Origin of the sequence: Pseudarthrobacter sp. IC2-21 (assembly GCF_034048115.1) — a bacterium.
GTDB lineage: Bacteria > Actinomycetota > Actinomycetes > Actinomycetales > Micrococcaceae > Arthrobacter > Arthrobacter naphthalenicus.
Genome location: NZ_CP139145.1, coordinates 3,903,550 through 3,925,801, shown reverse-complemented (window position 1 = coordinate 3,925,801; position 22,252 = coordinate 3,903,550). Strand labels below are relative to the sequence as shown.

Below are 22,252 nucleotides of genomic sequence, written 5' to 3'. Positions count from 1 at the left end.
GCGGAGATAACAGTGATCACAGTCCTTGCCGTGCAGTTTACGGTGGCTGCTGTGGCGCCCCTCCTGTTCAGGATGTGGGGCCGTAACGCGTTCTATGCATTGGCGGCCGTGCCTGCCGCGTCCTTCATCTGGCTGCTGTTCCAGTACGGCGCCGTCTACTCGGACTCCGGGGCCGTGGCAGAGGTCATTCCCTGGATCCCCGGGCTGAAGCTGGAGCTGGCCTTCCGGCTGGATCCGCTGGCCTGGGTGATGTCCCTGCTGGTCCTGGGTGTGGGCGCGCTGGTGCTGATCTACTGCGCCCGGTACTTCAGTGAGAAGGACCAGGATCTGGGTGGCTTCGGAGCGCAGTTGCTCGCCTTCGCGGGGGCCATGTTCGGCCTGGTGGTGGCGGATGACCTGCTCCTGCTGTTCATCTTCTGGGAACTGACCACCATCCTTTCCTACCTGCTGATCGGCTTTGCCCGCACCAGGCTGGCCGCCCGGCGCTCCGCCCTGCAGGCCCTGATGGTCACCACCGCCGGCGGCCTGGCCATGCTGGTGGGCCTGATCATGCTGGGCTACAGCGCCGGAACCTACCGCATTTCGGCGATTATGGCGCAGGCGGCCACGCTGGTGACCGGACCGGACAGCGGCATCGTCGCCACCGCCGTCGTACTCATCCTCGTGGGCGCCATCAGCAAATCCGCGCTGGTGCCCTTCCACTTCTGGCTGCCGGGCGCCATGGCGGCGCCCACGCCGGTCAGCGCCTATCTGCACGCCGCAGCCATGGTTAAGGCCGGCATCTACCTGGTGGCCAGGCTTGCGCCGGGTTTCTCGGAGACCGCCTACTGGCAGCCCGTTGTGCTGGGGCTGGGCCTGGCCACCATGCTGGTGGGCGGGTACCGGGCGTTGCGGCAGACCGACATTAAGCTGATCCTTGCGTACGGCACCGTCAGCCAGCTGGGTTTCCTGACCATGGTGGTGGGACTCGGGACGCCGGACGCCGCGCTCGCCGGCCTCGCCATGCTCCTGGCGCATGGCCTCTTCAAAGCCACCCTGTTCCTGGTGGTGGGCATCATCGACCACCAGGCCGGAACGCGTGATGTCCGCCAGCTGTCCGGCGTGTTCCGCTCGTCCCGGGCGCTGGGCATTGTGGCCGGCATCGGCGCCGCGTCGATGGCGGGCGTTCCGCTGCTGGCCGGCTTTGTCGCCAAGGAATCGGTCCTGGAGGCCTTCGTTCACCACGCCTCCGGGGGAGACCCCTGGAGCACCGTTGTGCTTGCGGGCATCGTCCTGGGCTCGGTCCTCACTTTCGCCTACAGCGCCCGATTCATGTGGGGGGCGTTCGCCGTCAAGTCCGGCGTGGATCCCACCCCGTTCAAGGCCGTCCGGCCCTCCTTCCTGGCGGCCCCCGCGCTCCTGAGCCTCCTCACCATTGTTTATGGCCTGTGGCCAACCCCGGTGGATGCCTGGATCCAGCCGTATGCGGCCCTCTTTGCGTCCACCGCGGCCGACGCCGGCACACCGGTTGAGCAGGCCGGGCACCTCGCGCTGTGGCACGGGCTGAATCCGGCGCTCGGACTGACGGCGCTGACGTTCGTCCTCGGCCTGGCCATGCACTCAGGCCGGAAGCTGGTGGAGCGGGCACAGTCCCGGGTACCCGGCTGGATCGACGGGGACCGGTTCTACCAGCTCACCATCGGCGCGCTGGATGATGTGGCCGTGTGGATCACCGGCCGCACCCAGCGTGGTTCGCTCTACTTTTATCTCTCCGTGATCCTCTCCATGGCGTTTGCGCTGCCGCTGACCACCATGCTTGTGGCCGGGAAACCCCTGCCGACGAACCTGTACTTCAGTGATCCGTTCTCCCCGCTCCAGCCCGTGGTGGGTGCCGGGATCGTGATCGGGGCCCTGGCCGCGGTCAAGGCCAACCGGCGGTTCCTCGCCGTGCTGATGGTGTCGGTGACCGGGTACGGGATTGCCCTGATGTTCGCGCTGCAGGGCGCGCCGGACCTGGCCCTGACCCAGGTGCTGGTGGAAACCATCATCCTGGTGGCGTTCGTCCTGGCCATGCGCAGCCTGCCAGCCGAGCTGCGAGACCGGACCGGCGGGAGATACCGGGTGGTCCGCGTGATTATCGGCGCCGCCTTCGGCATCACCATGGTTTTCGCCGCCATCTACGCGATGGGCGCCCGGGTGGCTGCCCCCGTGTCGCTGGAGTTTCCGAGGCTGGCGTACGAAGGCGGCGGCGGACTGAACATCGTCAACGTGACCCTGGTGGACATCAGGGCCTGGGATACGTTCGGCGAAATTTCCGTCCTCGCGCTCGCGGCCACCGGCGTCGCCAGCCTGATCTTTGTCCGCGGCCGGGGCGACCGGCTCAGAATGTCCTCCACCATCGCCGAGGGCAGCGTGGGACGGCAATCGGCAGCGGACCCGGGATCCCGCGAAGCCGCGTCGCTGGCCCTCAGCCGGAAGTTTGCCGCCTCCACACGGGACGCCTGGATCGTGGCCGGCCGGACCCTGGCCCCCGAGCGGCGCTCCATCATCTTCGAAGTGGTGACTCGGCTGATCTTCCACTCGCTGATCATCTTCTCGCTCTACCTCCTCCTGGCCGGGCACAACCTGCCCGGCGGTGGTTTCGCGGGCGGCCTCACGGCGGGACTCGCCCTCGCCATCCGCTACCTGGCCGGCGGGCGCTTCGAACTGCGGGAGGCCACCCCCGTAGGCGCCGGCACCCTGCTGGGCATCGGTCTTGCGACGGCGGCCGCCTCGGGTGTGGTGCCGCTCCTGCTGGGCGGTCAGGTGTTCCAGAGCGCCATCATCGAACTGTGGCTCCCCGTGTTTGGCGACATCAAGTTCGTCACGTCCACCCTGTTCGACATCGGCGTGTACATCGTGGTGGTGGGCCTGGTGCTGGACGTGCTCCGCAGCCTGGGCTCCGAGATCGACGAACATTTTGACGAAAACGAGGACGAACCGGCACCGGACTCCCTTGTTGAGGACGTGATGGCCGGTGCCGTTTCCACCGACGGGCACGAGGCCGTGAGCCTCTCCGCCGAAACCACAGTGAAGGGCCAAGGATGAGTGTCAACCTGACCCTGCTGATGGTGATGGGTGCCCTGTATGCGTGCGGGATCTACCTGATCCTGGAACGCAGCCTCACCCGGGTGCTTCTGGGGCTGATGCTCCTGACCAACGCCACGAACCTGCTGATCCTCACCACGGGCGGCTATGCCGGCCTGGCTCCGTTCTTCAACAAGGACACCGGTGCCAACGAGTACGCGGACCCGCTGCCGCAGGCACTCATCCTCACGTCGATCGTGATCTCCTTCGCCGTCACCGCGTTTATGCTCGGCATCATTTACCGCACCTGGGTCCTGGCGCGCCAGGATGAGATCCAGGACGACGTCGAGGACCGCCGCGTGGCCGCGACGCCCAGGTTCGATGCCGAGGACGACGCCGAGATCCCGGCCGAGACGTCCGAGTTTCCGCTGACGATGCTTGGCAGCGACGGCAGCGGCGTTTCGGACTATGCGGATCAATCAGACCCTGAAGAGTCCGGGGAGTCGGTGGTGGCCGGCGCCCGGACGATTCCCGCGGTGGATGCCGCGGCCGAAGAGCAACCCGGTTCCCGAAACGTAACCCCCGGCCCCGAAGGAGGTGTGAAGTGAACATCACAAGCTTTGCCCCGCTTGCCGTCCTGCTTCCCATCTTTGGTGCCGCGCTGGCCTTCCTGCTGTTCCGGCATTCCCGGGCGCAGCGGGCGGTCAGCATCGGTGTGCTGTCCCTGACGCTGCTCCTGGAATGCGCCCTGCTCGCCTCTGTGTGGGAGGGCGGAACAGCCGCCGTGAACATCGGCGGCTGGCTGCCGCCCTGGGGCATCACCATGGTGGTGGATCAGTTCTCCTCGCTCATGCTGGTGGTGTCCTCCGCCGTCAGCCTGGCCGTCCTCATCTATGCCACCGGGCAGGGCATGGCCGACGGCGATCAGGACGCCCCCGTATCGATCTTCCACCCCACCTTCCTGATCCTCGTGGCCGGGGTGTCCAACGCGTTCCTGTCCGGGGACCTCTTCAACCTGTACGTCGGTTTTGAGATCCTCCTGACGGCAAGCTACGTCCTGATGACCCTGGGCGGGACGGGACCCCGGATCCGGGCAGGCGTCACCTATGTGGTGGTCTCCGTGGTGTCCTCCGTCCTGTTCCTGATCTCCATCGCCATGGTTTACGGCGCCACCGGCACGGTGAACATGGCAGACCTCGCCATCAAGCTCGCGGACCTGGACGAGGGAACACAGACGCTGCTGCATGTGATGCTCCTGGTGGCCTTCGGCATCAAGGCGGCCGTGTTCCCGCTGTCCTTCTGGCTTCCGGACTCCTATCCCACCGCGCCCGCCCCGGTCACCGCCGTGTTCGCCGGCCTGCTGACCAAAGTGGGCGTGTATGCGATGGTCCGCACCGAGACCCTGCTGTTTCCCGGCGACAGCCTGAACACTCCCTTAATGGTGGTGGCGCTCCTGACCATGGTGGTGGGAATCCTCGGCGCCCTCGCCCAAAGCGACATCAAACGTCTGTTGTCCTTCACGCTGGTGAGCCACATCGGCTACATGGTGTTCGGGCTGGCGATGTCCTCGGTGGCCGGGCTGGCCGCTGCCGTGTTCTACGTGGCCCACCACATCACCATCCAGACCAGCCTGTTCCTCGTCACGGGCCTCATTGAACGCCGGGGCGGCAGTTCCTCGGTGGACCGGCTGGCGGGGCTGGCCAAGCTTTCCCCCGTCTTGGCGCTCCTGTTCTTTGTGCCCGCCATGAACCTGGCCGGCATACCGCCGTTCTCCGGGTTCCTGGGCAAGGTGGGCCTGATCCAGGCCGGCATTGAACTGGGGACTCCGCTCGCCTACGCGCTGGTGATCGGCGGCGTGGTCACGAGCCTGCTGACGCTCCTCGCCGTGGCGCGAGTCTGGAACCGTGCGTTCTGGCGGAAGCCCTCGGACGCAGAGCACCCGGACCCCGTTCTCCTGGCGGCGCGCGAGGAATCAGCCACCGGCCGGCGGGCCGGCCGCGACAGCGTGACCCTGCTGCCCCGCACCATGGTGGGCTCAACCCTCGGGCTGGTGGCGCTGGGCGTATCCCTCACGGTCTTCGCCGGCCCGCTGTTCAAGGTGGCGGATCAGGCGGCCCAGGAGATGCTGGAAAGGTCCTCGTACATCCAGGCGGTGCTCGGTGAGGACACCCAGGTGCCGCCCCTGGCGCTGAAAGCGGGTGGGGGCGAATGAGCCGCCGCCGCCTTTCGCTGCGCCAGGAGATTCCCCTCCTGGTGTGGCTGGTGATCGTCTGGGGTGCGCTCTGGCAGGACTTCAGTCCCGGCAACCTGCTCTTCGGTGCCCTGCTGGCCGTGCTGGTGGCCCGGATGTTCTACCTGCCGCCGGTGGAGCTCAGCGGCAGGTTCAATATCCTGCACGCGGTTCCCTTCGCCCTGCGGTTCATCGCCCGGGTGGCGGCAGCGAGCATCGAGGTCATGTACCTGGCGGTGGTCCGCGGCCCCAAGGTGATCAACGCCGTCGTCGCCGTCCCGCTGCGGAGCCACCAGGACCTCATCGTCACCGCCGTGGGGCACGTGATTTCGCTGATCCCGGGTTCCCTGGTGGTGGAAGTGGACCGTTCAACGTCCACCCTTTACCTGCACGCGCTCAACATCAGCAACGCCGAGGACGTGGCCAGCCTGCGTAAGGAAGTCCGGTCCATTGAAGCCGGTCTGATCCGCATTATGGGCAGCAGGGAAGAACTCGAAGCAGTGCGGCAGGAGACCCCGGCATGATGCAAATTGTCCTGGCTGTCACGGCAGTCATTCTCTCGGCGGCCGCGGCCGGTGCCATCATCCGCATTGCGCGGGGCCCCTCGCTGCTGGACCGGGTGCTGGCCTCCGATGTGCTGCTGGCCATCCTCGGCGCGGCCCTGTGCATCGACATGGCCGTGAACCGGCACCTGAACAACTTGATGCTGCTCGTGGCATTGTCGGTGGTTGGCTTCATCGGCTCCGTGACAGTGGCACGCTTCGTGGCCGACCGGCGGGAGCAGACCCATGAATCCTGAGGCGAGCCTGGTGGACAACGTGATCGACACCGTGACGGCGGTATTCCTGGTGGCGGGTGCCCTCATGTCCCTGGCGGCCGCCGTCGGGCTCCTCCGTTTCCCTGACCTGCTGAGCCGAATGCACGCGGCCACGAAACCGCAGGTGCTGGGACTGTTCCTGCTCCTGGCGGCCATCGGCCTGCAGATGCGGTCGTGGTGGGTGTGGCCGGTGCTGCTGGTGGCATGGATTTTCCAGCTGCTGACGGTGCCGGTGTCCGCGCACATGGTGGGCCGGGCCGGCTACCGCACCAAGCACATGCACCGGGATTTGCTCAGCTCCGATGACCTGGAGGCCGTGGTCCAGAAAGCGGCCAAGTCGGCCCGCGACGAAGAGTCCTGACGGCTGAGGATTTTGCCCGGACCAGAGCCACAGCAAGACCGCCGGACAAGAGCCACGAACAAGAGCGCCGGGCTGTGGCCCGAACAAGAGCGCCGAGCCACAGCCCGGCAGCCGGACGGTAAATCCGTTAGACGATGTCCTGGGTCTTCGCGAACCGGGTGATGGCCCGCTGCGTGCCGCGGTTGGCGAGGACCTGGATGATGGTGCTGACCGAGGCCGAGATCAGCGCGAAGGTCAGGGCGGACCGAAGGCTCGTTGGGGTGTCTTCGTGCTTGCCGGTGGGGGGCTTCCGGCCGGTGGACTTTTCCCAGACGGTGTTGACTACCTTGGTGCCGACAAACCCGGCGGCGAGGCTGATTCCGGTGCCGAGCAGCTTGATGAACAGGTTCATGGGGTGAACTCCTTGTGGGCGGATCGGGGGACTGCCTTTAGCCTAACGTGATCAGCGTCCCAGCCGGCATTCAGGCAGGGCGCATGGACCCCAGAATCTCCCTGAGGGCCTCCACCACGAGGTCATGGTCCTGCATTTGCGGCAGCCCCGAGACGGTCACGGTGGCCACGGCGCCCACGCCGGCAACGTACACGGGAAAGGACCCGCCGTGTGCGGCATAGACGGATTCGTCATACCAGCCCTGGTCCTCGATCCTGCCGCCCCGCAGCCTTGCCCGCAGGCCCACCAGCAGCGATGGGATTTCGTACCGCGCGGCTGTGCGCTGCTTGGCCCGCACCCAGTGCTCGTTGTTGGGCGTGGCACCGTCCAGGGCCACGTGGAACAGGACCTGCTCGCCCTTGGTGATGTCGATGGCAATGGGCAGCTTCCTCGTTTTGCCCAGCTCCACCAGCAGCAGCCCCAGGTTGAGCGAATCGTCCTTGCTGAACCGCGGGAACTGCAGCTCGCTGATCTCGCCGTCGATCCTGGCAATCAATGCCTCCAGCGAACCGGGGGGCTGGCTCCCGCCGGCATCGGGATCGAACAGGGTCACATCGGACGGTTCGGCAGTCATGGCCCACAATCTACCGCGGCTGCGGTGTAAACTGGGTCACGCCCATCAGGGCAGATTTATTACGACAGGGGAGCGCCGCCGTCGGGCACTGCAGGAATGCAGCCGGTGGTGGGCGCTGAGAGTGCGGACAGCCGCAGACCCTCGAACCTGATCCGGTTAGTACCGGCGCAAGGGAGTCGAGCTTCTCAGAGTGTCCGGATCCGGGCGGCGCAGGCCGGGCCGAAACCGCGAATACTCTCCCCTCCTGTACCTCAGGAGGTTGACATGACAACAGTAAGCATCAAGAAGGCCGGCTACACCTGGCGCGTAGTGGACATCGTGGTGGCGGCTCTGATCGCCATCGCCGGCGGCGTGATCTTCTGGGCGTGGGACCAGGGCGCGGCGCTGGTCTCGGCACCGATGAACGCCACCTACCCGCCCCTGACCGGCCTGATCTCCGGCGGCTGGATGATTCCGGCCATTCTGGGCATGCTCGTCATCCGCAAGCCGGGCGCCGCACTGTTCTGCGAGGCCGTGGCCGCCACCGGTGAGCTCATGATGGGATCCCAGTACGGCACCACCGTGCTGATCTCCGGCATCCTGCAGGGCCTCGGCGCGGAACTGGTGTTCGCCGCGTTCGGCTACCGGAAGTTCAACCTGCCCACCGCCATGCTGGCAGGTGCCGGGGCAGGCCTCTTCTGTGGCCTGAACGACTCGTTCCTCCCGTGGGGCTGGAACATCGCCTACGAGGCCGGCGACAAAGCCGCCTACATTCTCTTCTGCGCCATCTCCGGCGCCGTAATCGCCGGTGCCGTGTCCTGGGTGGCCACCCGCGGCCTCGCGAGGACCGGTGTGCTGAGCTCCTTCGCGTCCCGGAAGGCCTCCTCGGAGCCCGTCTTCAACTGATGGCCGCTTCCGACGCCGGCGCCTCCGCCGTGCGCCCCGCAGCCGTGTCCGCCCGCGGCTGGGGGTGGCGGCACGCCGGCCGCGCCGTACCCGCCGTCCACGGGCTGGACCTGGACATTGCACCCGGTGAACGGGTGCTGCTCCTGGGCCCGTCAGGCGCCGGCAAATCAACGCTGCTGCATGCGCTGGCAGGGGTGCTGGGGGACGAAGGGGACGACGCCGATGAGACGGGCACGCTGCTGATCGACGGCGCCGAGCCGCGTGCCCGGCGCGGCCGCGCCGGACTTATGCAACAGGACCCTGAAACCCAGGTGGTCCTCTCCCGCGTGGGTGACGACGTCGCCTTTGGCGCCGAAAACCTGGCCGTGCCGCGGGACGAGATCTGGCGGCGGGTGGACGAAGCGCTCGACGACGTCGGGCTGCGGAGTGCCGGCCGCCCGGACGGTGCGGCGGGCCTTCCCCTGGACCACCCGACGTCGGCCCTGTCCGGGGGCCAAAAGCAGCGGCTGGCGCTGGCCGGGATCCTTGCGATGCGGCCAGGGCTGATCCTGCTGGACGAGCCGACCGCCAACCTCGACCCGGCCGGCGTCCTGGAGGTCCGTGACGCGGTGGGCCGCTCCCTCGATAAAACCGGGGCCACCCTGGTGGTGGTGGAACACCGGGTGTCCGTCTGGAAAGACCTGGTGGACCGGATCGTGGTGCTGCAGCCCGGCGTGGCTGCGGGGGTCGGCGCGGCTTCCGGCACCCCCGGCAGCGCCTCCGCAGTGCTCCTGGACGGGCCGCCGGACAGGGTGCTCGCCGAGGCGCGGGACATGCTGATCGACGCCGGGGTGTGGGTGCCGGGGTATGTTCCGGCCACGCGTCCCCGGACCGGCGCTTCCGGCAGCGTGGGCGCTTCCGGAAGCTCGGGTAGCTCCGGCGGAACGGGGGAGCTGTTGCTTGCAGCCGAGCACCTTGCGGTGTCCCGTGAGCGCCCGCGACGCCGGGGGTTCCGGACCATCCCGCCGGTCCCCGTCCAAACCGGCATCACCGCCCAGGTCCGGGCCGGCCAGGCACTGACCGTCACCGGACCCAACGGCGCCGGGAAGTCCACATTCGCGCTGACGCTCGCAGGACTGCTGGCGCCGGTGGCAGGAAAGGTTTCCGCCGCCGTCGAGCTTTCCCAAGGCGCCGGAATTGATCCGTTCAGGTGGAAGGCCAAGCAGCTGATTTCGCGGATCGGCACGGTGTTCCAGGAGCCCGAGCACCAGTTCGTCACAGGGCGCGTCCGGGATGAACTGATGTTCGGTCCGCGGCATCTGGGGCACGGGGAGCAACGTGTGGACGAACTGCTGGAGCGGCTGCGCCTGACCCACCTCGTGGAGGCGAACCCCTACACCTTGTCCGGTGGAGAGAAGCGCCGGCTGTCGGTGGCCACCGTCCTCGCAGCCCATCCACGGGTCCTGGTGCTCGACGAACCCACGTTCGGCCAGGACGCCAACACGTGGGCCGAGCTCGCCTCGTTCCTGTCCGAACTGCTCGACGAAGGGACGTCCGTGGTCTCCGTGACCCACGACGAAGAATTCACCGCCGTCCTGGGCGGCACCGAACTGCGGCTCGGCCCGGCCTCCCGGGGCGGCGCCCGCCAGGAAGCAGGGACGGGATGAGGGACGCCCTGACGCTGGGCGGAAACCACGCCGTACTGACCCGCGCCAATCCGCTGGCCAAATTCGCCGCCGTCTTCCTGATCACCCTGGTCCTGGCGCTCTCCATCGACTGGGTGTCCGCCTCGGTGGCGCTGGTTGCGGAACTGGCGCTCTTTCCGCTGGCCGGACTGACGCTGCGCCTGCTCTGGCAGCGCGGCTGGCCCCTGATCATCGCGGCAGCGGTGGGCGGCTGGAGCACGGCCATTGTGGCCGCGGACAGCGGCGCTGTACTGCTCGACGTCGGCATTTGGTCCATCAGCGAAGGTTCCCTGCAGCTGGGACTCGGGTTCATGCTGCGCGGCCTGGCAATAGCCCTGCCGGCGATCCTGCTGATGACCTGCACTGACCCGACGGACCTCGCCGACGCCCTCGCCCAGAAGGCCCGGCTCCCGCACCGGTTCGTCCTCGGCACCCTGGCGGCGATGCGGCTGGTGGGACTGCTGGCCGAGGAATGGCAAACCATCGGGATGGCGCGCCGTGCCCGCGGAGTGGGCTCCCACGGGGGCCCGCTGGAGCGGCTCCGGGCCACCCTCGGCCAGGGCTTCGGGCTCCTGGTCCAGGCGATCCGGCGCGCCTCCCGGCTGGCCGTCACCATGGAGGCGCGGGGCTTTGGGACCGGCCACCGCACCTGGGCGCGGGAATCCACCTACTCGGTGCTGGACGCCTGGGTGGTGCTGGGCGGGGTGCTGATCGCTGCCGCCGCCGTGGTTGCCGCCGCCGGGATGGGGACCTGGAACTTCGTGTGGCGGTAATAAGCGGGAGTCCGGCGGTAACGGGTGTTTCAAAACCGCATGAATGAGATGCGTATCGCATGAGGTGGATATTTATAGTCCGAACCCCGCCGAAGTGCCAGGCTACCGATGCAAAATAACTCATTTATGATATTTTTTAGCTATGACTCAGGAAACTGCAGAGCACATTGCTGCCACTGTTAAGGACGCCCGCATCGACAAGGGCTGGACTCAGGGCCAGCTGGCCGAAGCACTGGGAACCAGCCAAAGCGCCATCGCCCGCATGGAACAGGGCAAGCAGAACCTCAGCCTGAGGATGATCCAGCGCCTCGAAACGATCTTCGAGCGCAGCATCGTCAAGGTGGGCAAACCGCAGATGACCCACCTGCGGATCGAAGGCGGCCGGACCCTGTCCGGGGCAGTGGACGTCAATAGCAGCAAGAACGCCGGGGTGGCCCTGCTGTGCGCCAGCCTGATCAACCGCGGCACCACAGTCCTGCGCAGGCTCGCCCGGATTGAAGAGGTCAACCGGATCGTGGAGGTGCTGACCAGCATCGGCGTGGAATGCACCTGGCTGAACGACACCGACCTTCAACTCCGCCGCCCGGAAGTCCTGGACCTGGCCGCCATGGACGTGGACGCGGCACGCCGCACCCGTAGCGTCATCATGCTCCTGGGGCCCCTCCTGGACGAGAGCTCCGAGTACCGCCTGCCGTATGCCGGCGGTTGCGACCTGGGCACCCGAACGGTGGAACCGCACATGCAGGCCCTGCGCGAGTTCGGCCTCACGGTGGAGGCCACCGCGGGTTTTTACGCCGTCCGCGCTCCGCAGCCGGACACCAGGGACCGCTCCTTTGTGCTGACTGAGCGCGGGGACACCGTGACCGAGAACGCCATCATGGCGGCGGCCCACCGCCGCGGCACCACGATCATCCGCAACGCCAGCCCCAACTACATGGTCCAGGACCTCTGTTTCTACCTGGAGATGCTCGGCGTGCAGATCGACGGCGTGGGCACCACCACCCTGAAGATCACCGGCCGGCCGTTTGTGGATGCCGACATCGAATATTTCCCGTCCGAGGATCCGATCGAAGCCATGAGCCTGATCACCGCCGGCATTGTGACCAACTCCGAGGTGACCATCCGGCGGGTCCCCATCGAGTTCATGGAGATCGAGCTGGCCACGCTGGAGCAGATGGGCCAGAAGCTGGAGATCTCCGGAGAATACATGGCCCGGAACGGGCGGACCCGCTTGGTGGATGTGACCACCAAGCCGTCCGAGCTGCGGGCGCCGGAGGACAAGATCCACCCCATGCCGTTCCCCGGGCTGAACATCGACAACCTGCCGTTCTTTGCGGTCATCGCCGCCAACGCCCACGGCCAGACCATGATCCACGACTGGGTCTACGAGAACCGGGCCATCTACCTCACGGAGCTGAACCGGCTCGGCGCCCAGGTGCAGCTGCTGGACCCGCACCGGATCTACGTCAACGGACCCACCAAGTGGCGCGCCGCCGAGGTGGGCTGCCCGCCGGCCCTCCGCCCGGCCGCGTGCCTGCTGCTGGCCATGCTCGCCGCGAGGGGAGTCTCCGAGCTGCGCAACATCTACGTGATCGAGCGCGGCTATGAGGACCTGGCCGAGCGGCTCAACGCCATCGGCGCCAAGGTGGAGTACTTCCAGGACTAGCCGCGGTTGGCTTGCCCCTCGGCCTCGTCCTGCCACCCGGACCGGGCTGCCGCACCCCCGGCGGCTTGGCGCACAATATAGTCATGCGAACTTTCGGGGTCGAGGAAGAGCTCCTGATCGTTGATCCGGAGTCCGGGCTGCCGCTTGCCCTGGCGGATGCCCTGCTTTCAGGGCACCGGTTGGCGGCCGACGACGCCCCGCCGGACCAGCAAGCGGGCAGGACCCGGGACCACACCGCGTACGACGACGAAATGGGCTTGAGTGCCGAGCTGAAGCTTGAGCAGATCGAGACGCAGACGCGCCCGTGCCGCGAGTATGCCGAACTGCTCCCGCAGATCCGGGCCGGGCGGCTGCTCGCGGACCGGGCAGCGCGCAAATTCGGCGCGCGGGTGGCCGCGCTGGCCACTTCCCCGTTCGGGCTGGCGAGCCACACCACCCCGGACCCGCGTTATGCACGGATGCTGGAGCGCTTTGGCCTGACCGCCCAGGAACAGCTGACCTGCGGCTTCCACGTCCATACGGCCATCGAGTCCAACGAAGAGGGCGTGGCCGTGCTGGACAGGATCAGGGACAAACTGGCTGTCCTCACCGCCCTCAGTGCCAACTCGCCGTTCTGGATGGGGATGCACACAGGCTTCGCCAGTTACCGCACGCAGGCCTGGAACCGCTGGCCAACGTCCGGCCCGTCCGGCATCTTCGGCACGTATTCCCAGTACCGCCGGGTGGTGACGCGGCTGCTGGACAGCGGGGTGATGTTGGACGAGGGCATGATCTACTTCGACGCCCGGCTCTCCCGGAACCATCCGACGGTTGAGGTCCGGGTTGCCGATGTCTGCCTCCGGGCTGAGGATGCCGCCCTGATCGCCGTGCTGGTACGGGCCCTGGTGGAGACGGCCAGCCGGGAATGGCGCGAGGGGGTGGAACCGGCCCCGGTGCCCACCGTGCTGCTCCGGATGGCGGCCTGGCAGGCGAGCAGCAGCGGCCTGGGCGGCGAGCTGCTGGACTTCGGCACGTTCCGGCCCGCGCCGGCGGTGGACGTGGTGCGTGCGCTCGTGGATTACCTGGCGCCCGTGCTCGCCGAACAGGGGGAGCTGTCCCTTGCCAGGCAGGGTGTGGAGGACATCATTTCCCGGGGTACCGGTGCCGCCGAGCAGTGCCGCGTGCGGGAGGCGGCTGCTGAAGTGTCGCCTGAGGACAGCGGGCTGGGCGCCGTTGTTGCCCACGCCGTGGGCATCACCATGCGCGGCACATCCGGCATGACTGAGGTGGATGAAGTTCCGGACCTGCTGCGCGTGCGGCAGGTCTGAGAGGTTCAACAGCTTCTCCGGCCCATTCCCTTTTGTGCTGCCGTGGTTTGTCAGCCGCCGACAGCCAGCCGTATCCCCAATGTCAGCATCACGGCAGCCACGAGGCCGTCCAGAATGCGCCAGGAGGCGGGCTTCGCGAAGAAGGGCCGCAGCGCGCGGGCCCCGAAGCCGAGCGCACTGAACCACGCCACGCTGGCTGCGATGGCGCCGGCACCAAACCACCACCGCGCGTCATGCGCCTGTTGGTTGGCCACGGATCCCAGCAGCAGGACGGTGTCGAGGTAGACGTGAGGGTTGAGCCAGGTCAGGGCGAGCACGGTGCTGAGTGCGGCGCCGAGGCCGACGGCGGGCTGCCGGGCGGCCGCCGTTAGGGCGCCCGGATGCAGCGCCCGGCGCGCCGCCATGACGCCGTAGGCCAGCAGGAACGCCGCTCCGGCGAACCGGACCACGTCCACCACCATCGGGTTCGCCTGCAGCAAGGCCCCCACCCCGGCGATCCCGGCCGCGATAAGGATGGCATCCGAGACGCTGCAGATGAGGACGACGGCGGCCACATGCTCACCGCGGATGCCCTGCCGCAGGACAAAGGCGTTCTGGCTGCCGATGGCCACGATGAGGGCCAGGCCGGTGCCGAAGCCAAGCGCTGCGGGCGCGAGCAATTCTGTGGAGTCCATATGGTTCAAGGTACGGTCCGGCCTAGGATTACTCCAGCTAAACATTCTTACTTATATGAAGGAAAACTAATGAAAGCGTTTCAGCTGGAGCACCTCAGGACCTTTGCCGCGGTGGTGGAGGAGGGCACCCTGGAAGCGGCAGCCCGCACCCTGCACGTCACGCCGTCGGCGATTTCCCAGCGGCTGAAGGCGATGGAGGATGCGGCCGGCCAGATCCTGCTGCAGCGCACCAGTCCGGTCCGGCCGACTCCCGCCGGGGAGGCCGTCCTGCGATTTGCCCTGCAGGTCAGGCAGCTGGAGGGGGATGCACGCCAGGAGCTGGGCGGTGGCCAAAGCGGACCGGGCGCGCCCATCCCGCTGGTGGTGAATGCCGACTCGCTGTCCACCTGGTTCCTGCCGGCGCTGGCGAGTCTTCCGGGGGAACCGGGCGTCTGTTTTGAACTCCGGAGGGAGGACGAACAGCATTCCACCCGGCAGCTGCGCACCGGCGCGGTCATGGCAGCCGTGACCGCCACGCCGGAGCCCGTTCCGGGGTGCAGCGTGGAGCCGCTGGGGTCACTGCGGTACCGTGCGGTGGCCAGCCCGGCCTACGTGCGCCGCTGGTGGCCGGACGGGTCCGGCCTCGTGGCCGGCAGCCGGTCACCGGTGGTGGACTTCGACCGGAAGGATGACCTGCAGGCAGGATTCTTCCGCGCGCTGACCGGCACTGACTTGGCGGCGCCACGGCACTACGTGCCGTCGTCGGCCGAATTTGCGCAGGCCATCCGGCTGGGACTGGGCTGGGGGCTCCTGCCCGAGCAGCACTGCCTGGCCGGTCTCGGGAGCGGGGACCTCGTGGAACTGGCGCCGGACAACCCGGTTGATGTTGCGCTGTACTGGCAGCGCTGGAAGATCGACTCCCCGGTCCTCAACCAGCTCAGCGCGGCAGTCCGGGAGGCGGCGTCCAGCCAGCTTCGCCGCTAGACGTGCTTGAGCGCCTGTTCGAGGTCCCCGATGAGGTCATCCACGTCCTCGAGCCCTACGGACAGGCGCACCACGCCGTCGCTGAGCCCGATCGCGGCGCGGCCTTCCGGGCCCATGGCGCGGTGCGTGGTGGTGGCCGGGTGGGTAATAAGGGACTTCGCATCACCTAGGTTGTTGGAGATGTCGATGATCCGCAGCGCATCCAGCAGTGCGAAGGCAGCCTCCTTGCCGGAGCGGCCGCCCGTTGCCGCGAGTTCCAGGGTGAGCACGGTGCCGCCGGCCTTCATTTGCCTGGCGGCCAGCTCATACTGCGGGTGCGACGCCAGCAGCGGGTACCTGACCCAGCTGACGGCGGGTTGCTGCTCGAGCCATTCGGCGAGCCGCAGCGCGGACGCGGACGAATGGTTGACGCGCAGGGCCATGGTTTCGAGGCCTTTGGTGAGGACCCAGGCGTTGAACGCGGACAGGGCCGGACCGGTGTGCCGCATCAGCTGCTTGACCGGGCCGTTGATGAACTCGGCCGTGCCCAGGATGGCACCGCCCATCACGCGTCCCTGCCCGTCGATGTGCTTGGTGCCGGAGTAGACAATCACGTCAGCGCCCAGCTGCCCGCAGCGCTGCAGCAACGGGGTGGCGAAGACGTTGTCCACCACCACGGTGGCACCCGCCGCGTGCGCCAGCTCGCTGACCGCGGCGATGTCCACGATTTCCTGCATGGGGTTGGACGGCGATTCGAAGAACACCGCCGTCGTCGGCTCGGCAAGCGCCGCCCGCCACTGCTCCAGGTCCGGGCCGTCCACGAACACCGTCTCCACGCCCCAGCGGGGCAGAATCTCATTCAGGATCACAAAGCATGAACCGAACAGCGAGCGGGCGGCAACAACCCGGTCACCGGCAGCCAGCAGGGCACCCAGGGCGGTGAACACCGCTGACATGCCCGACGCCGTCGCGAAGCATGCCTCGGTGCCCTCCAAAAGCCGGAGGCGTTCCTGGAACGTGGCCACCGTGGGGTTGCCGTAGCGGGAGTAGACAAACCGTTCATCCTCGCCGGTGAACGCGCGCTCGGCGGCGGCGGCGGACTCGTAGACGAAACCCGAGTTCAGGAAGATCGGCTCGGTGGTTTCCTGGAACTGCGTGCGGTCCAAACCGCCGCGGACCGCCTGGGTGTCGGGGCTCCAGCCGGCAGCTTCGTCGTTGAAAGTCATTTATTTGCTTCCGAGGTTGGTGGGCAGGCCGCGGTTTTTCCAGCCGTTGACCGTGCGCCCGCCGTAGCGGTCCGGCTCGCCTTCGAAGCCCTCGAGGACGTTGTAGGAGGTGAATCCGGCCTGCGTGGCGGCAAGGGCGGCGGCGATGGAGCGCTGGCCGGAGCGGCAGAGGAAAACCAGTTCGGTGCTGGTGTCCTCCGGCGCCTGCTGCTTCAGCTGGTCAACAAAATCCGGATTGGGAATCCCGCCCGGGAAGGTCCACGGGATGAAGAGGGGATCGTTTTCGGTCGCCTTTGTGTCCGGGATGCCGATGTGCGCCCATTCGCCCTCAGTGCGGACATCCACCAGGATGGCGCCCTGTTCCAGTTTGGTCCAGGCCTCCTGCGGCGTGAGGTCTCCGGCGTAGCTCATGCGTGGCCCTCGCCGTCGAACTCAAGATCGTCGCCCGCCTCGAGATCCTCCACGGCGGTGGCGACGGCGGCATCCGCACTGGCGATGGCCGCCGGAAGGATGAGGGCCTGGGCAACGATCACGGCGGTGCCGTTGAACGTCGCGGCCGGGCTGCCGTGCAGGACGTACCCCTCGGCGAGGGCGGCGGAAATCCGCTCACAGAAGGTGCGGTCGTCCGTGCCGGTGATGAGCCGGTAGGACAGTTTTTCCTCGGGAACAGGTGCGTCGGACACGACGATCTCCTTCTTTCACGCTTGCAGCTCGAATGGGTCGATATGCCGAGTATTCACCTGAGGCACCCCGCCGCGATAGGAGGGTTGCCGACCGGCCAGTCAGGGCTTGGCACCGGTTCTCATTACTCCCCAAAAACGTAACACCCGGCCCGGCCCGCCGCACGGCCGCCGGCGTCATGTTCCGTAACCAACACGTGCTTCCATCCGCCGCTACCGGGCACAACAATCGGACCATGGGCAAAGACCGGGGGAATCGCCTGACCGTCGCGTGGCCGCGCCTCATCACCGTGGTGCTGTGTGCCGCGATTCTCACGGCCGCCCTCAACAGCTGCCGGAACGTTGTGGCACCGCCGCCGTGCATGCCGCCCGCGTTCACGGTGATTCCGGCGGAAGTGAAACCTGGGGACAGGGTGACGGTCAGCGCCCCGGACGCCGGCTGTGATGCGCGCTACGGCCAGGCTGCCCGGGTCCGGGTGGAACTGCTGAACGCGGCCGGCACGCCCGTGCTGGATGAGCTCGCCCCCATGACCGACGACGGCGGCTTCACTTTGGTGTTCACCGTCCCGGCAGACATGTCCCCGGGGGAAGCCGGCGTCACCGCGTATCCGTACAACCTGGATTGGTGCGATGACACCGGAGTCAACAACCGGGCGGCCGCGGGGCCGCCGACCCTTGTCCGGGTCTCCTGCGCCCAGCGCCTGGTGCCGCTGGTGATCCTGGCCGGCTGATTCGGGCGGCGTTGACCGGGCGGCGTTGATAGGGCACTGCCTGCGAACACCGATAGAGTTCTCGCGGTGGCAGCGGCCGCCAATTACATGACCGTCCGGGGGGAAGGTTCACACCAGCATGCCTACAGCCACCACACTTTGGCGCGTGCCGCCGTCGGACATCCGGAGGCGCCGCCCGCTGTTGGCGGCGCTCCTCGCGGCACTCTTCCTCCTGGTAAGCCTGGCACCCGCGGGCGCAGCGAACGCGGCCGAGCCGGAGCCGGCGAAGGGCAAGCCCCTGCTGGGGGCCGTCCTGGAGTGGGGCGAGGACTCAGCGCAAAGGTTTGCCGAGCGGCTTGGTGCTGCACCGGCCCTGCTGGGGCACGAGATCTCCCTGCCTGTGGGGCCCGGCGAGGAACAGGACATCCGCGAGTCCCTCGGCCAGGCCGCTGGCCAGGGTTCCCACGCGATTCTCACGGTGCGGCCCACCGCAGCACTGGACCAGGTGGACGCGGCCGCCGCCAAAAACTTCGCCGCCAAGGTGGGGGACCTGACGGCTGGCTTCAAAGGCGCCGTCCTGATCCGGTTCGCCCCGGACATGAACTCCAGCTGGGTGGAGTGGGGCCAGCAGCCGGCCGCCTACAAGACGGCTTTCCGGAACGTTGCCGCGGCGTTCAAAACGGCGGACGACGCCGGCACGGTCATGGTGTGGCAGCCGTACCTTGGGCGGGACTACCCCTTTGAACGGCGCCGGAACGCTCCCGCCCCCGGGTCCGAGGGTTTTGCCCTGCTGGACACCAACGGCGACGGAAACTGGAACGGCGCGGATTCCGCGTACGCGCCGTACTACCCCGGCGATGACGTGGTGGAGTGGGTGGGGCTCACCGCCTATCACGACGACACCGGCGGCAACTCGGCCGTGAACACCGTCCCCGCTGCCGGCGAGCTGTCCGCGATGCTGACGCAATCCGGCAATGAGAATTTCTACGCCGCCTACGCCGCCGGGCGGAACAAACCCATGCTCCTCCAGACAGCGGCCTTCTACAGCCCGGCCGCGGGCGGCGCCGCGGAATCCGACATCAAGACATCCTGGTGGGACCAAACCCTGGCCGCCGCCACCTCCGCTGAGTTCGCACGCATGGCGGCAGTCGTCTGGGATGAGCGGACCAGCACGCGGGACACCGGAGTGATCAGCATCGACTGGCGGCTGACGGGCAGGAGCGGCATTGCCGAGGCAGCGGGCAAGAGACTGACGGAATCGGGGCTCACCACCGGGCCGGTGACGGCTGTCAGCGGGGGCCAGCAGGCCGCCCGCGCCAATTCCCTCTCCGGGGCGGCGGCCTGGAGCGTCGCCGCTGCCATGCTCATCATCCTGGTGGCCCTGTGGCAGCTGCCGCGGCGCATGGGGGCGGTGGCCGGCTGGGGCTATGGCGTGCCGTCGAACCGGGACTCCCGCGTTGACCTCCTCCGCGGGCTGGCCATCGTTTTTGTGGTGGTCAACCACCTGGGCATGACATCGCTGTTCCAGCTATTCACCCAGGAGGCCGTTGGGTTTGTCTCCGGCGCCGAGCTGTTCGTCCTGTTCTCCGGACTGGTGGTGGGGATGGTCTACGGCCCGCGGGTCAAGAATGATTTCGGCAAGGTGGTTGACCTGACCTCCCGCCGGGCCGGCAAGCTGTACGTGACTGCCCTGGCCGTCCTGGTGGGCGTCTTCCTGCTTTCGCTGCTGCCGTTCTTCCAGACCGACGCGCTGACCACGTACGTGGACCAGGGAACCGGCGGCGCCGGGCACAACGCCGTCGGCCGTACCTACGATCTGTACGCCGGCATGGAAACGCTCCTGCAGTTCCCGGTCCCGGCCCAAGTCCTGCCCGCCATCATCCTCCTGCAGTTCGGGCCCTGGCAGTTCAACGTGATGGGGCTCTATGTGGTGCTGCTCCTCGTGAGCCCGCTGATCCTGGCGGCGCTCAACCGCGGCAAGGCCCTGTGGGTGCTGGCCGGGACGCTGGGCCTGTATGCGGTGGGCGCCGCCACCCGGGTCAGGCTGCTGCCGTCCCAGTTTGAGGACTCCTTCCCGCTGCTCGTCTGGCAGGTGCTCTTTGTCCTGGGGCTCGTGGCAGGCTTCCACCGGCACCGCATTATTGCCTGGTTGTCGGCACACCACTGGGTAGTGGTGGCGTCCACGGTGCTGGCGTTTGTTTTTGCGTTCCTGTCCTGGTGCAACCCTTACCTCGCCAACGGTTTCGACCTGCGCCTGGCCATCATCCCGGACGCGTCCTACCGGGTGATGTACGACGCCTTCTTTGCCCGCACCTACCTGGACCCGGGCCGTTTGCTCAATGTCCTGGCCCTGGTGGTGGCCTCCTACGCGTTCCTCACCGCGTACTGGAAACCGGTGGAGCGGGCCCTGGGCTGGTTCCTCATTCCGCTGGGGCAGGCCACGCTGTACGTCTTCATCCTGCACGTGGTGCTGATCGCCGTGATTGCCAACATCCCGGTCCTCCAGCAGGGACACATTCTGATCAACACCGCGGCGTACGCGGCGATTCTGGGCCTGCTGTGGGTGATGGTGAAGAAACGCGTCCTGTTCGGGATTATCCCCACCTGACCTGCCACTCGCCGGCCCGCTCCCCTCAGGGCCCGTCCCAGGACGTGCTGTCGCCTTCGTATGCGCCGCTTACGGGGCCTGGTGACGGGCGGTGAGTTCCCGCTTGAGGACCTTGCCGCTGGGACCGGTAGGGAATTCCGTGACCAGGGTGATGATCCGCGGATACTTGTAGGCGGCAAGTTCCGACGCGGCGAAGTCCCGCAGCTCATCAATGCTGGCGCTGCTGCCCGGATTAAGGACGACGGCGGCCGCCACCTCCTGCCCGTGTGTTTCGTCGGGGACGCCATAGACGGCAACGCTGAGGACCGCCGCGTGCCGGCTGAGGACTTCCTCCACCTCCCGCGGGTAGACGTTAAAGCCGTTCCGGATAATCATCTCCTTCTTCCGGTCCAGGATCCGGAGGTAGCCTTCCCCGTCCTTGGTGCCCAGATCGCCGGTCCGGAACCAGCCGTCCACCATCGCCTCGGCAGTTGCTTCGTGGCGATTGAGGTAGCCCTTGAAGAGGTTGTGCCCCCGGACCACCAGTTCGCCTAACTCGCCCGAAGGCAGCAGTTCGATGGCATTTTGGATGTCCGCCCGCGCGATCTCCACTTGGACACCCCAAATGGCCTGTCCTACCGTTCCGGGCCGCGGTGATTTTCCGACATGGTTGAAGGTGGCAACCGGGGACGTCTCGGTCAGGCCATAGCCTTCGTAGATATCCGAGCGGAATTCCGCCTTGAACCTGTCCATCACCGCCACCGGCAGCGACGCGCCGCCGGAGATGCAGTACCGCAGGGCATTGGACCGGCCGGGGTTGGTGCGGGCGGCTTCGAGCAGGGCGATGTACATGGTGGGCACGCCGAAGAAGATGTTGATGTTGTGGCGGGCCAGGGCATTCAGGGCTGCTTCGCCGCTGAATTTGGGCAGCATCACGATGGCGGCCCCCGCCCGGAGCCCCGAATTCAGGACGCACGTCTGGCCGAAGGTGTGGAACATCGGCAGTCCGCCGAAGATGACGTCACCGCGGCGTAGGTCGAACGTGCTGGTCAGCAGCGTATTTGTCTGCTCAACCAGGGCGAAGTGGCTGCCCAAGGCGCCCTTGGGTTGGCCGGTGGTTCCCGATGTGTAGAGAATCGTAGCCGTCTCGGACGGCCGCAGCGGCAGCCACGTACTTATGGGCTCGGCTCCTGCCGCTTCTGTCTCCAGCCGAGCGGCGGCCCCGGTCCCCTCCGGCACCAGCACTGTGACGATGTCGATACCCGCGGCTGCGGCGCCTTTGGCACCTTCTTCAAGGAGCGGCCCGGCGCAGACGAGCAGCTGCGCGCCACTGTCGCGCAGCACGTACTCGATCTCCCTGGCCTTCAGCAGCGCATGTAATGGCACCACCACGCCGCCCAGCGCGAGGACCGCGTAGTAGACCCGGGCGAAATCAGGTACGTTGGGCATCAGCAGGGCCACGCGGCTTGCGTGGCCCACGCCCCGGTCCCGCAACGCACCGGCATAGGCGCGAGTCTGTTCCCAGAGTTCGCTGTAGGTCACCCGCTCCTCGCCTACCACGAGGGCCGCGGACTCCGGGAAACGGGCGGCTGATTCAGCCAGTATCGCGGCCACGGAGATGGTCCCGAAACCCTCTTCGGCAGTAAGTAAAGTGTCCATGGTGTCCTATCCGGCTGGCGTT

General features: G+C 67.4%; 21 protein-coding genes and 2 riboswitches. Of the genes, 14 read left to right on the top strand and 7 right to left on the bottom strand.

Annotated elements, in window-relative coordinates:
* Window positions 1-12 precede the first annotated feature (12 nt).
* Genes SBP01_RS18185 through mnhG form a run of 6 tightly spaced genes read left to right on the top strand, consistent with a single transcriptional unit; the run spans window position 13 to window position 6,453 of the window.
* Window positions 13-3,066: a Na+/H+ antiporter subunit A gene (locus SBP01_RS18185; protein ID WP_320536802.1), complete on the top strand. Its 3,054-nt coding sequence runs from the start codon at window positions 13-15 to the stop codon at window positions 3,064-3,066.
* Complete coding sequence (locus tag SBP01_RS18180) at window positions 3,063-3,653, top strand: Na(+)/H(+) antiporter subunit C (RefSeq protein ID WP_320536801.1); 591 nt, start codon at window positions 3,063-3,065, stop codon at window positions 3,651-3,653. The genes SBP01_RS18185 and SBP01_RS18180 overlap by 4 nt, the downstream gene beginning before the upstream one ends.
* Window positions 3,650-5,257 carry a Na+/H+ antiporter subunit D gene (locus SBP01_RS18175; protein WP_275215151.1) on the top strand — a complete coding sequence of 536 codons (1,608 nt, stop codon included), beginning with the start codon at window positions 3,650-3,652 and terminating at the stop codon, window positions 5,255-5,257. The genes SBP01_RS18180 and SBP01_RS18175 overlap by 4 nt, the downstream gene beginning before the upstream one ends.
* On the top strand, window positions 5,254-5,799 hold the full coding sequence (locus SBP01_RS18170) for a Na+/H+ antiporter subunit E (RefSeq protein ID WP_275215150.1): 546 nt from the start codon (window positions 5,254-5,256) through the stop codon (window positions 5,797-5,799). The genes SBP01_RS18175 and SBP01_RS18170 overlap by 4 nt, the downstream gene beginning before the upstream one ends.
* A complete protein-coding gene (locus SBP01_RS18165) occupies window positions 5,796-6,074 on the top strand; it encodes a monovalent cation/H+ antiporter complex subunit F (RefSeq protein WP_275215149.1) in 279 nt (92 codons plus the stop codon). Before SBP01_RS18170 ends, SBP01_RS18165 begins: the two co-directional genes overlap by 4 nt.
* The gene (mnhG, locus tag SBP01_RS18160; RefSeq protein WP_320536800.1) at window positions 6,064-6,453 is read left to right on the top strand and encodes a monovalent cation/H(+) antiporter subunit G; all 390 of its coding nucleotides are present in this window, start codon (window positions 6,064-6,066) and stop codon (window positions 6,451-6,453) included. Before SBP01_RS18165 ends, mnhG begins: the two co-directional genes overlap by 11 nt.
* 127 nt (window positions 6,454-6,580) lie before the next feature.
* On the opposite strand, the gene SBP01_RS18155 is transcribed toward mnhG, so the two are convergent.
* Both SBP01_RS18155 and SBP01_RS18150 read right to left on the bottom strand, forming a co-directional pair.
* Window positions 6,581-6,844 (bottom strand): DUF4235 domain-containing protein, encoded by a 264-nt coding sequence (locus tag SBP01_RS18155; RefSeq protein WP_275215147.1) that lies wholly within the window; start codon window positions 6,842-6,844, stop codon window positions 6,581-6,583.
* Window positions 6,845-6,914: 70 nt separating this feature from the next.
* Window positions 6,915-7,457 (bottom strand): heme-degrading domain-containing protein, encoded by a 543-nt coding sequence (locus tag SBP01_RS18150; RefSeq protein ID WP_275215146.1) that lies wholly within the window; start codon window positions 7,455-7,457, stop codon window positions 6,915-6,917.
* A gap of 56 nt (window positions 7,458-7,513) precedes the next feature.
* A riboswitch (TPP riboswitch) is annotated at window positions 7,514-7,649 on the top strand.
* A 72-nt stretch (window positions 7,650-7,721) separates the two neighbouring features.
* On the opposite strand from SBP01_RS18150, the gene SBP01_RS18145 reads away from it, so the two are divergent.
* The 5 genes from SBP01_RS18145 to SBP01_RS18125 all read left to right on the top strand — a co-directional run bounded on the left by SBP01_RS18145 (window position 7,722) and on the right by SBP01_RS18125 (window position 13,752).
* Window positions 7,722-8,342 (top strand): ECF transporter S component, encoded by a 621-nt coding sequence (locus SBP01_RS18145; RefSeq protein ID WP_275215145.1) that lies wholly within the window; start codon window positions 7,722-7,724, stop codon window positions 8,340-8,342.
* Complete coding sequence (locus SBP01_RS18140) at window positions 8,342-9,988, top strand: ABC transporter ATP-binding protein (RefSeq protein ID WP_320536799.1); 1,647 nt, start codon at window positions 8,342-8,344, stop codon at window positions 9,986-9,988. Before SBP01_RS18145 ends, SBP01_RS18140 begins: the two co-directional genes overlap by 1 nt.
* On the top strand, window positions 9,985-10,779 hold the full coding sequence (locus tag SBP01_RS18135) for an energy-coupling factor transporter transmembrane component T family protein (RefSeq protein WP_275215143.1): 795 nt from the start codon (window positions 9,985-9,987) through the stop codon (window positions 10,777-10,779). Before SBP01_RS18140 ends, SBP01_RS18135 begins: the two co-directional genes overlap by 4 nt.
* 142 nt (window positions 10,780-10,921) lie before the next feature.
* The gene (locus SBP01_RS18130; RefSeq protein ID WP_320536798.1) at window positions 10,922-12,445 is read left to right on the top strand and encodes a UDP-N-acetylglucosamine 1-carboxyvinyltransferase; all 1,524 of its coding nucleotides are present in this window, start codon (window positions 10,922-10,924) and stop codon (window positions 12,443-12,445) included.
* Between the two features lie 83 nt (window positions 12,446-12,528).
* Window positions 12,529-13,752, top strand: coding sequence for a glutamate--cysteine ligase (locus SBP01_RS18125; protein WP_275215141.1), 1,224 nt, complete (start codon window positions 12,529-12,531; stop codon window positions 13,750-13,752).
* Window positions 13,753-13,802: 50 nt separating this feature from the next.
* Here SBP01_RS18125 and SBP01_RS18120 read toward each other — a convergent pair whose 3' ends face one another.
* Entirely contained in the window at window positions 13,803-14,426 is a 624-nt protein-coding gene (locus SBP01_RS18120; RefSeq protein ID WP_320536797.1) for a LysE/ArgO family amino acid transporter, read from the bottom strand.
* 69 nt (window positions 14,427-14,495) lie between these two features.
* Here SBP01_RS18120 and SBP01_RS18115 point away from each other — a divergent pair, with 69 nt between their 5' ends.
* On the top strand, window positions 14,496-15,389 hold the full coding sequence (locus SBP01_RS18115; RefSeq protein ID WP_320536796.1) for a LysR family transcriptional regulator ArgP: 894 nt from the start codon (window positions 14,496-14,498) through the stop codon (window positions 15,387-15,389).
* Here the strand turns inward: SBP01_RS18115 and SBP01_RS18110 are convergent.
* Genes SBP01_RS18110 through SBP01_RS18100 form a run of 3 tightly spaced genes read right to left on the bottom strand, consistent with a single transcriptional unit; the run spans window position 15,386 to window position 17,277 of the window.
* A complete protein-coding gene (locus SBP01_RS18110) occupies window positions 15,386-16,594 on the bottom strand; it encodes an O-succinylhomoserine sulfhydrylase (RefSeq protein WP_275215137.1) in 1,209 nt (402 codons plus the stop codon). The two genes, SBP01_RS18115 and SBP01_RS18110, sit on opposite strands and share 4 nt — an antisense overlap.
* The gene (locus SBP01_RS18105) at window positions 16,595-17,005 is read right to left on the bottom strand and encodes a rhodanese-like domain-containing protein (protein ID WP_275215136.1); all 411 of its coding nucleotides are present in this window, start codon (window positions 17,003-17,005) and stop codon (window positions 16,595-16,597) included. It abuts the gene before it with no gap.
* Window positions 17,002-17,277 carry a DUF1737 domain-containing protein gene (locus SBP01_RS18100; protein ID WP_275215135.1) on the bottom strand — a complete coding sequence of 92 codons (276 nt, stop codon included), beginning with the start codon at window positions 17,275-17,277 and terminating at the stop codon, window positions 17,002-17,004. The genes SBP01_RS18105 and SBP01_RS18100 overlap by 4 nt, the downstream gene beginning before the upstream one ends.
* A gap of 12 nt (window positions 17,278-17,289) precedes the next feature.
* Window positions 17,290-17,404, bottom strand: a riboswitch (SAM riboswitch).
* Between the two features lie 106 nt (window positions 17,405-17,510).
* On the opposite strand from SBP01_RS18100, the gene SBP01_RS18095 reads away from it, so the two are divergent.
* The gene (locus SBP01_RS18095; RefSeq protein ID WP_320536795.1) at window positions 17,511-18,005 is read left to right on the top strand and encodes a hypothetical protein; all 495 of its coding nucleotides are present in this window, start codon (window positions 17,511-17,513) and stop codon (window positions 18,003-18,005) included.
* A 118-nt stretch (window positions 18,006-18,123) separates the two neighbouring features.
* A complete protein-coding gene (gene opgC / locus SBP01_RS18090; RefSeq protein WP_320536794.1) occupies window positions 18,124-20,592 on the top strand; it encodes an OpgC domain-containing protein in 2,469 nt (822 codons plus the stop codon).
* Between the two features lie 69 nt (window positions 20,593-20,661).
* Here opgC and SBP01_RS18085 read toward each other — a convergent pair whose 3' ends face one another.
* Window positions 20,662-22,230, bottom strand: coding sequence for a long-chain fatty acid--CoA ligase (locus SBP01_RS18085; RefSeq protein WP_320536793.1), 1,569 nt, complete (start codon window positions 22,228-22,230; stop codon window positions 20,662-20,664).
* Between the last annotated feature and the right edge of the window lie 22 nt (window positions 22,231-22,252).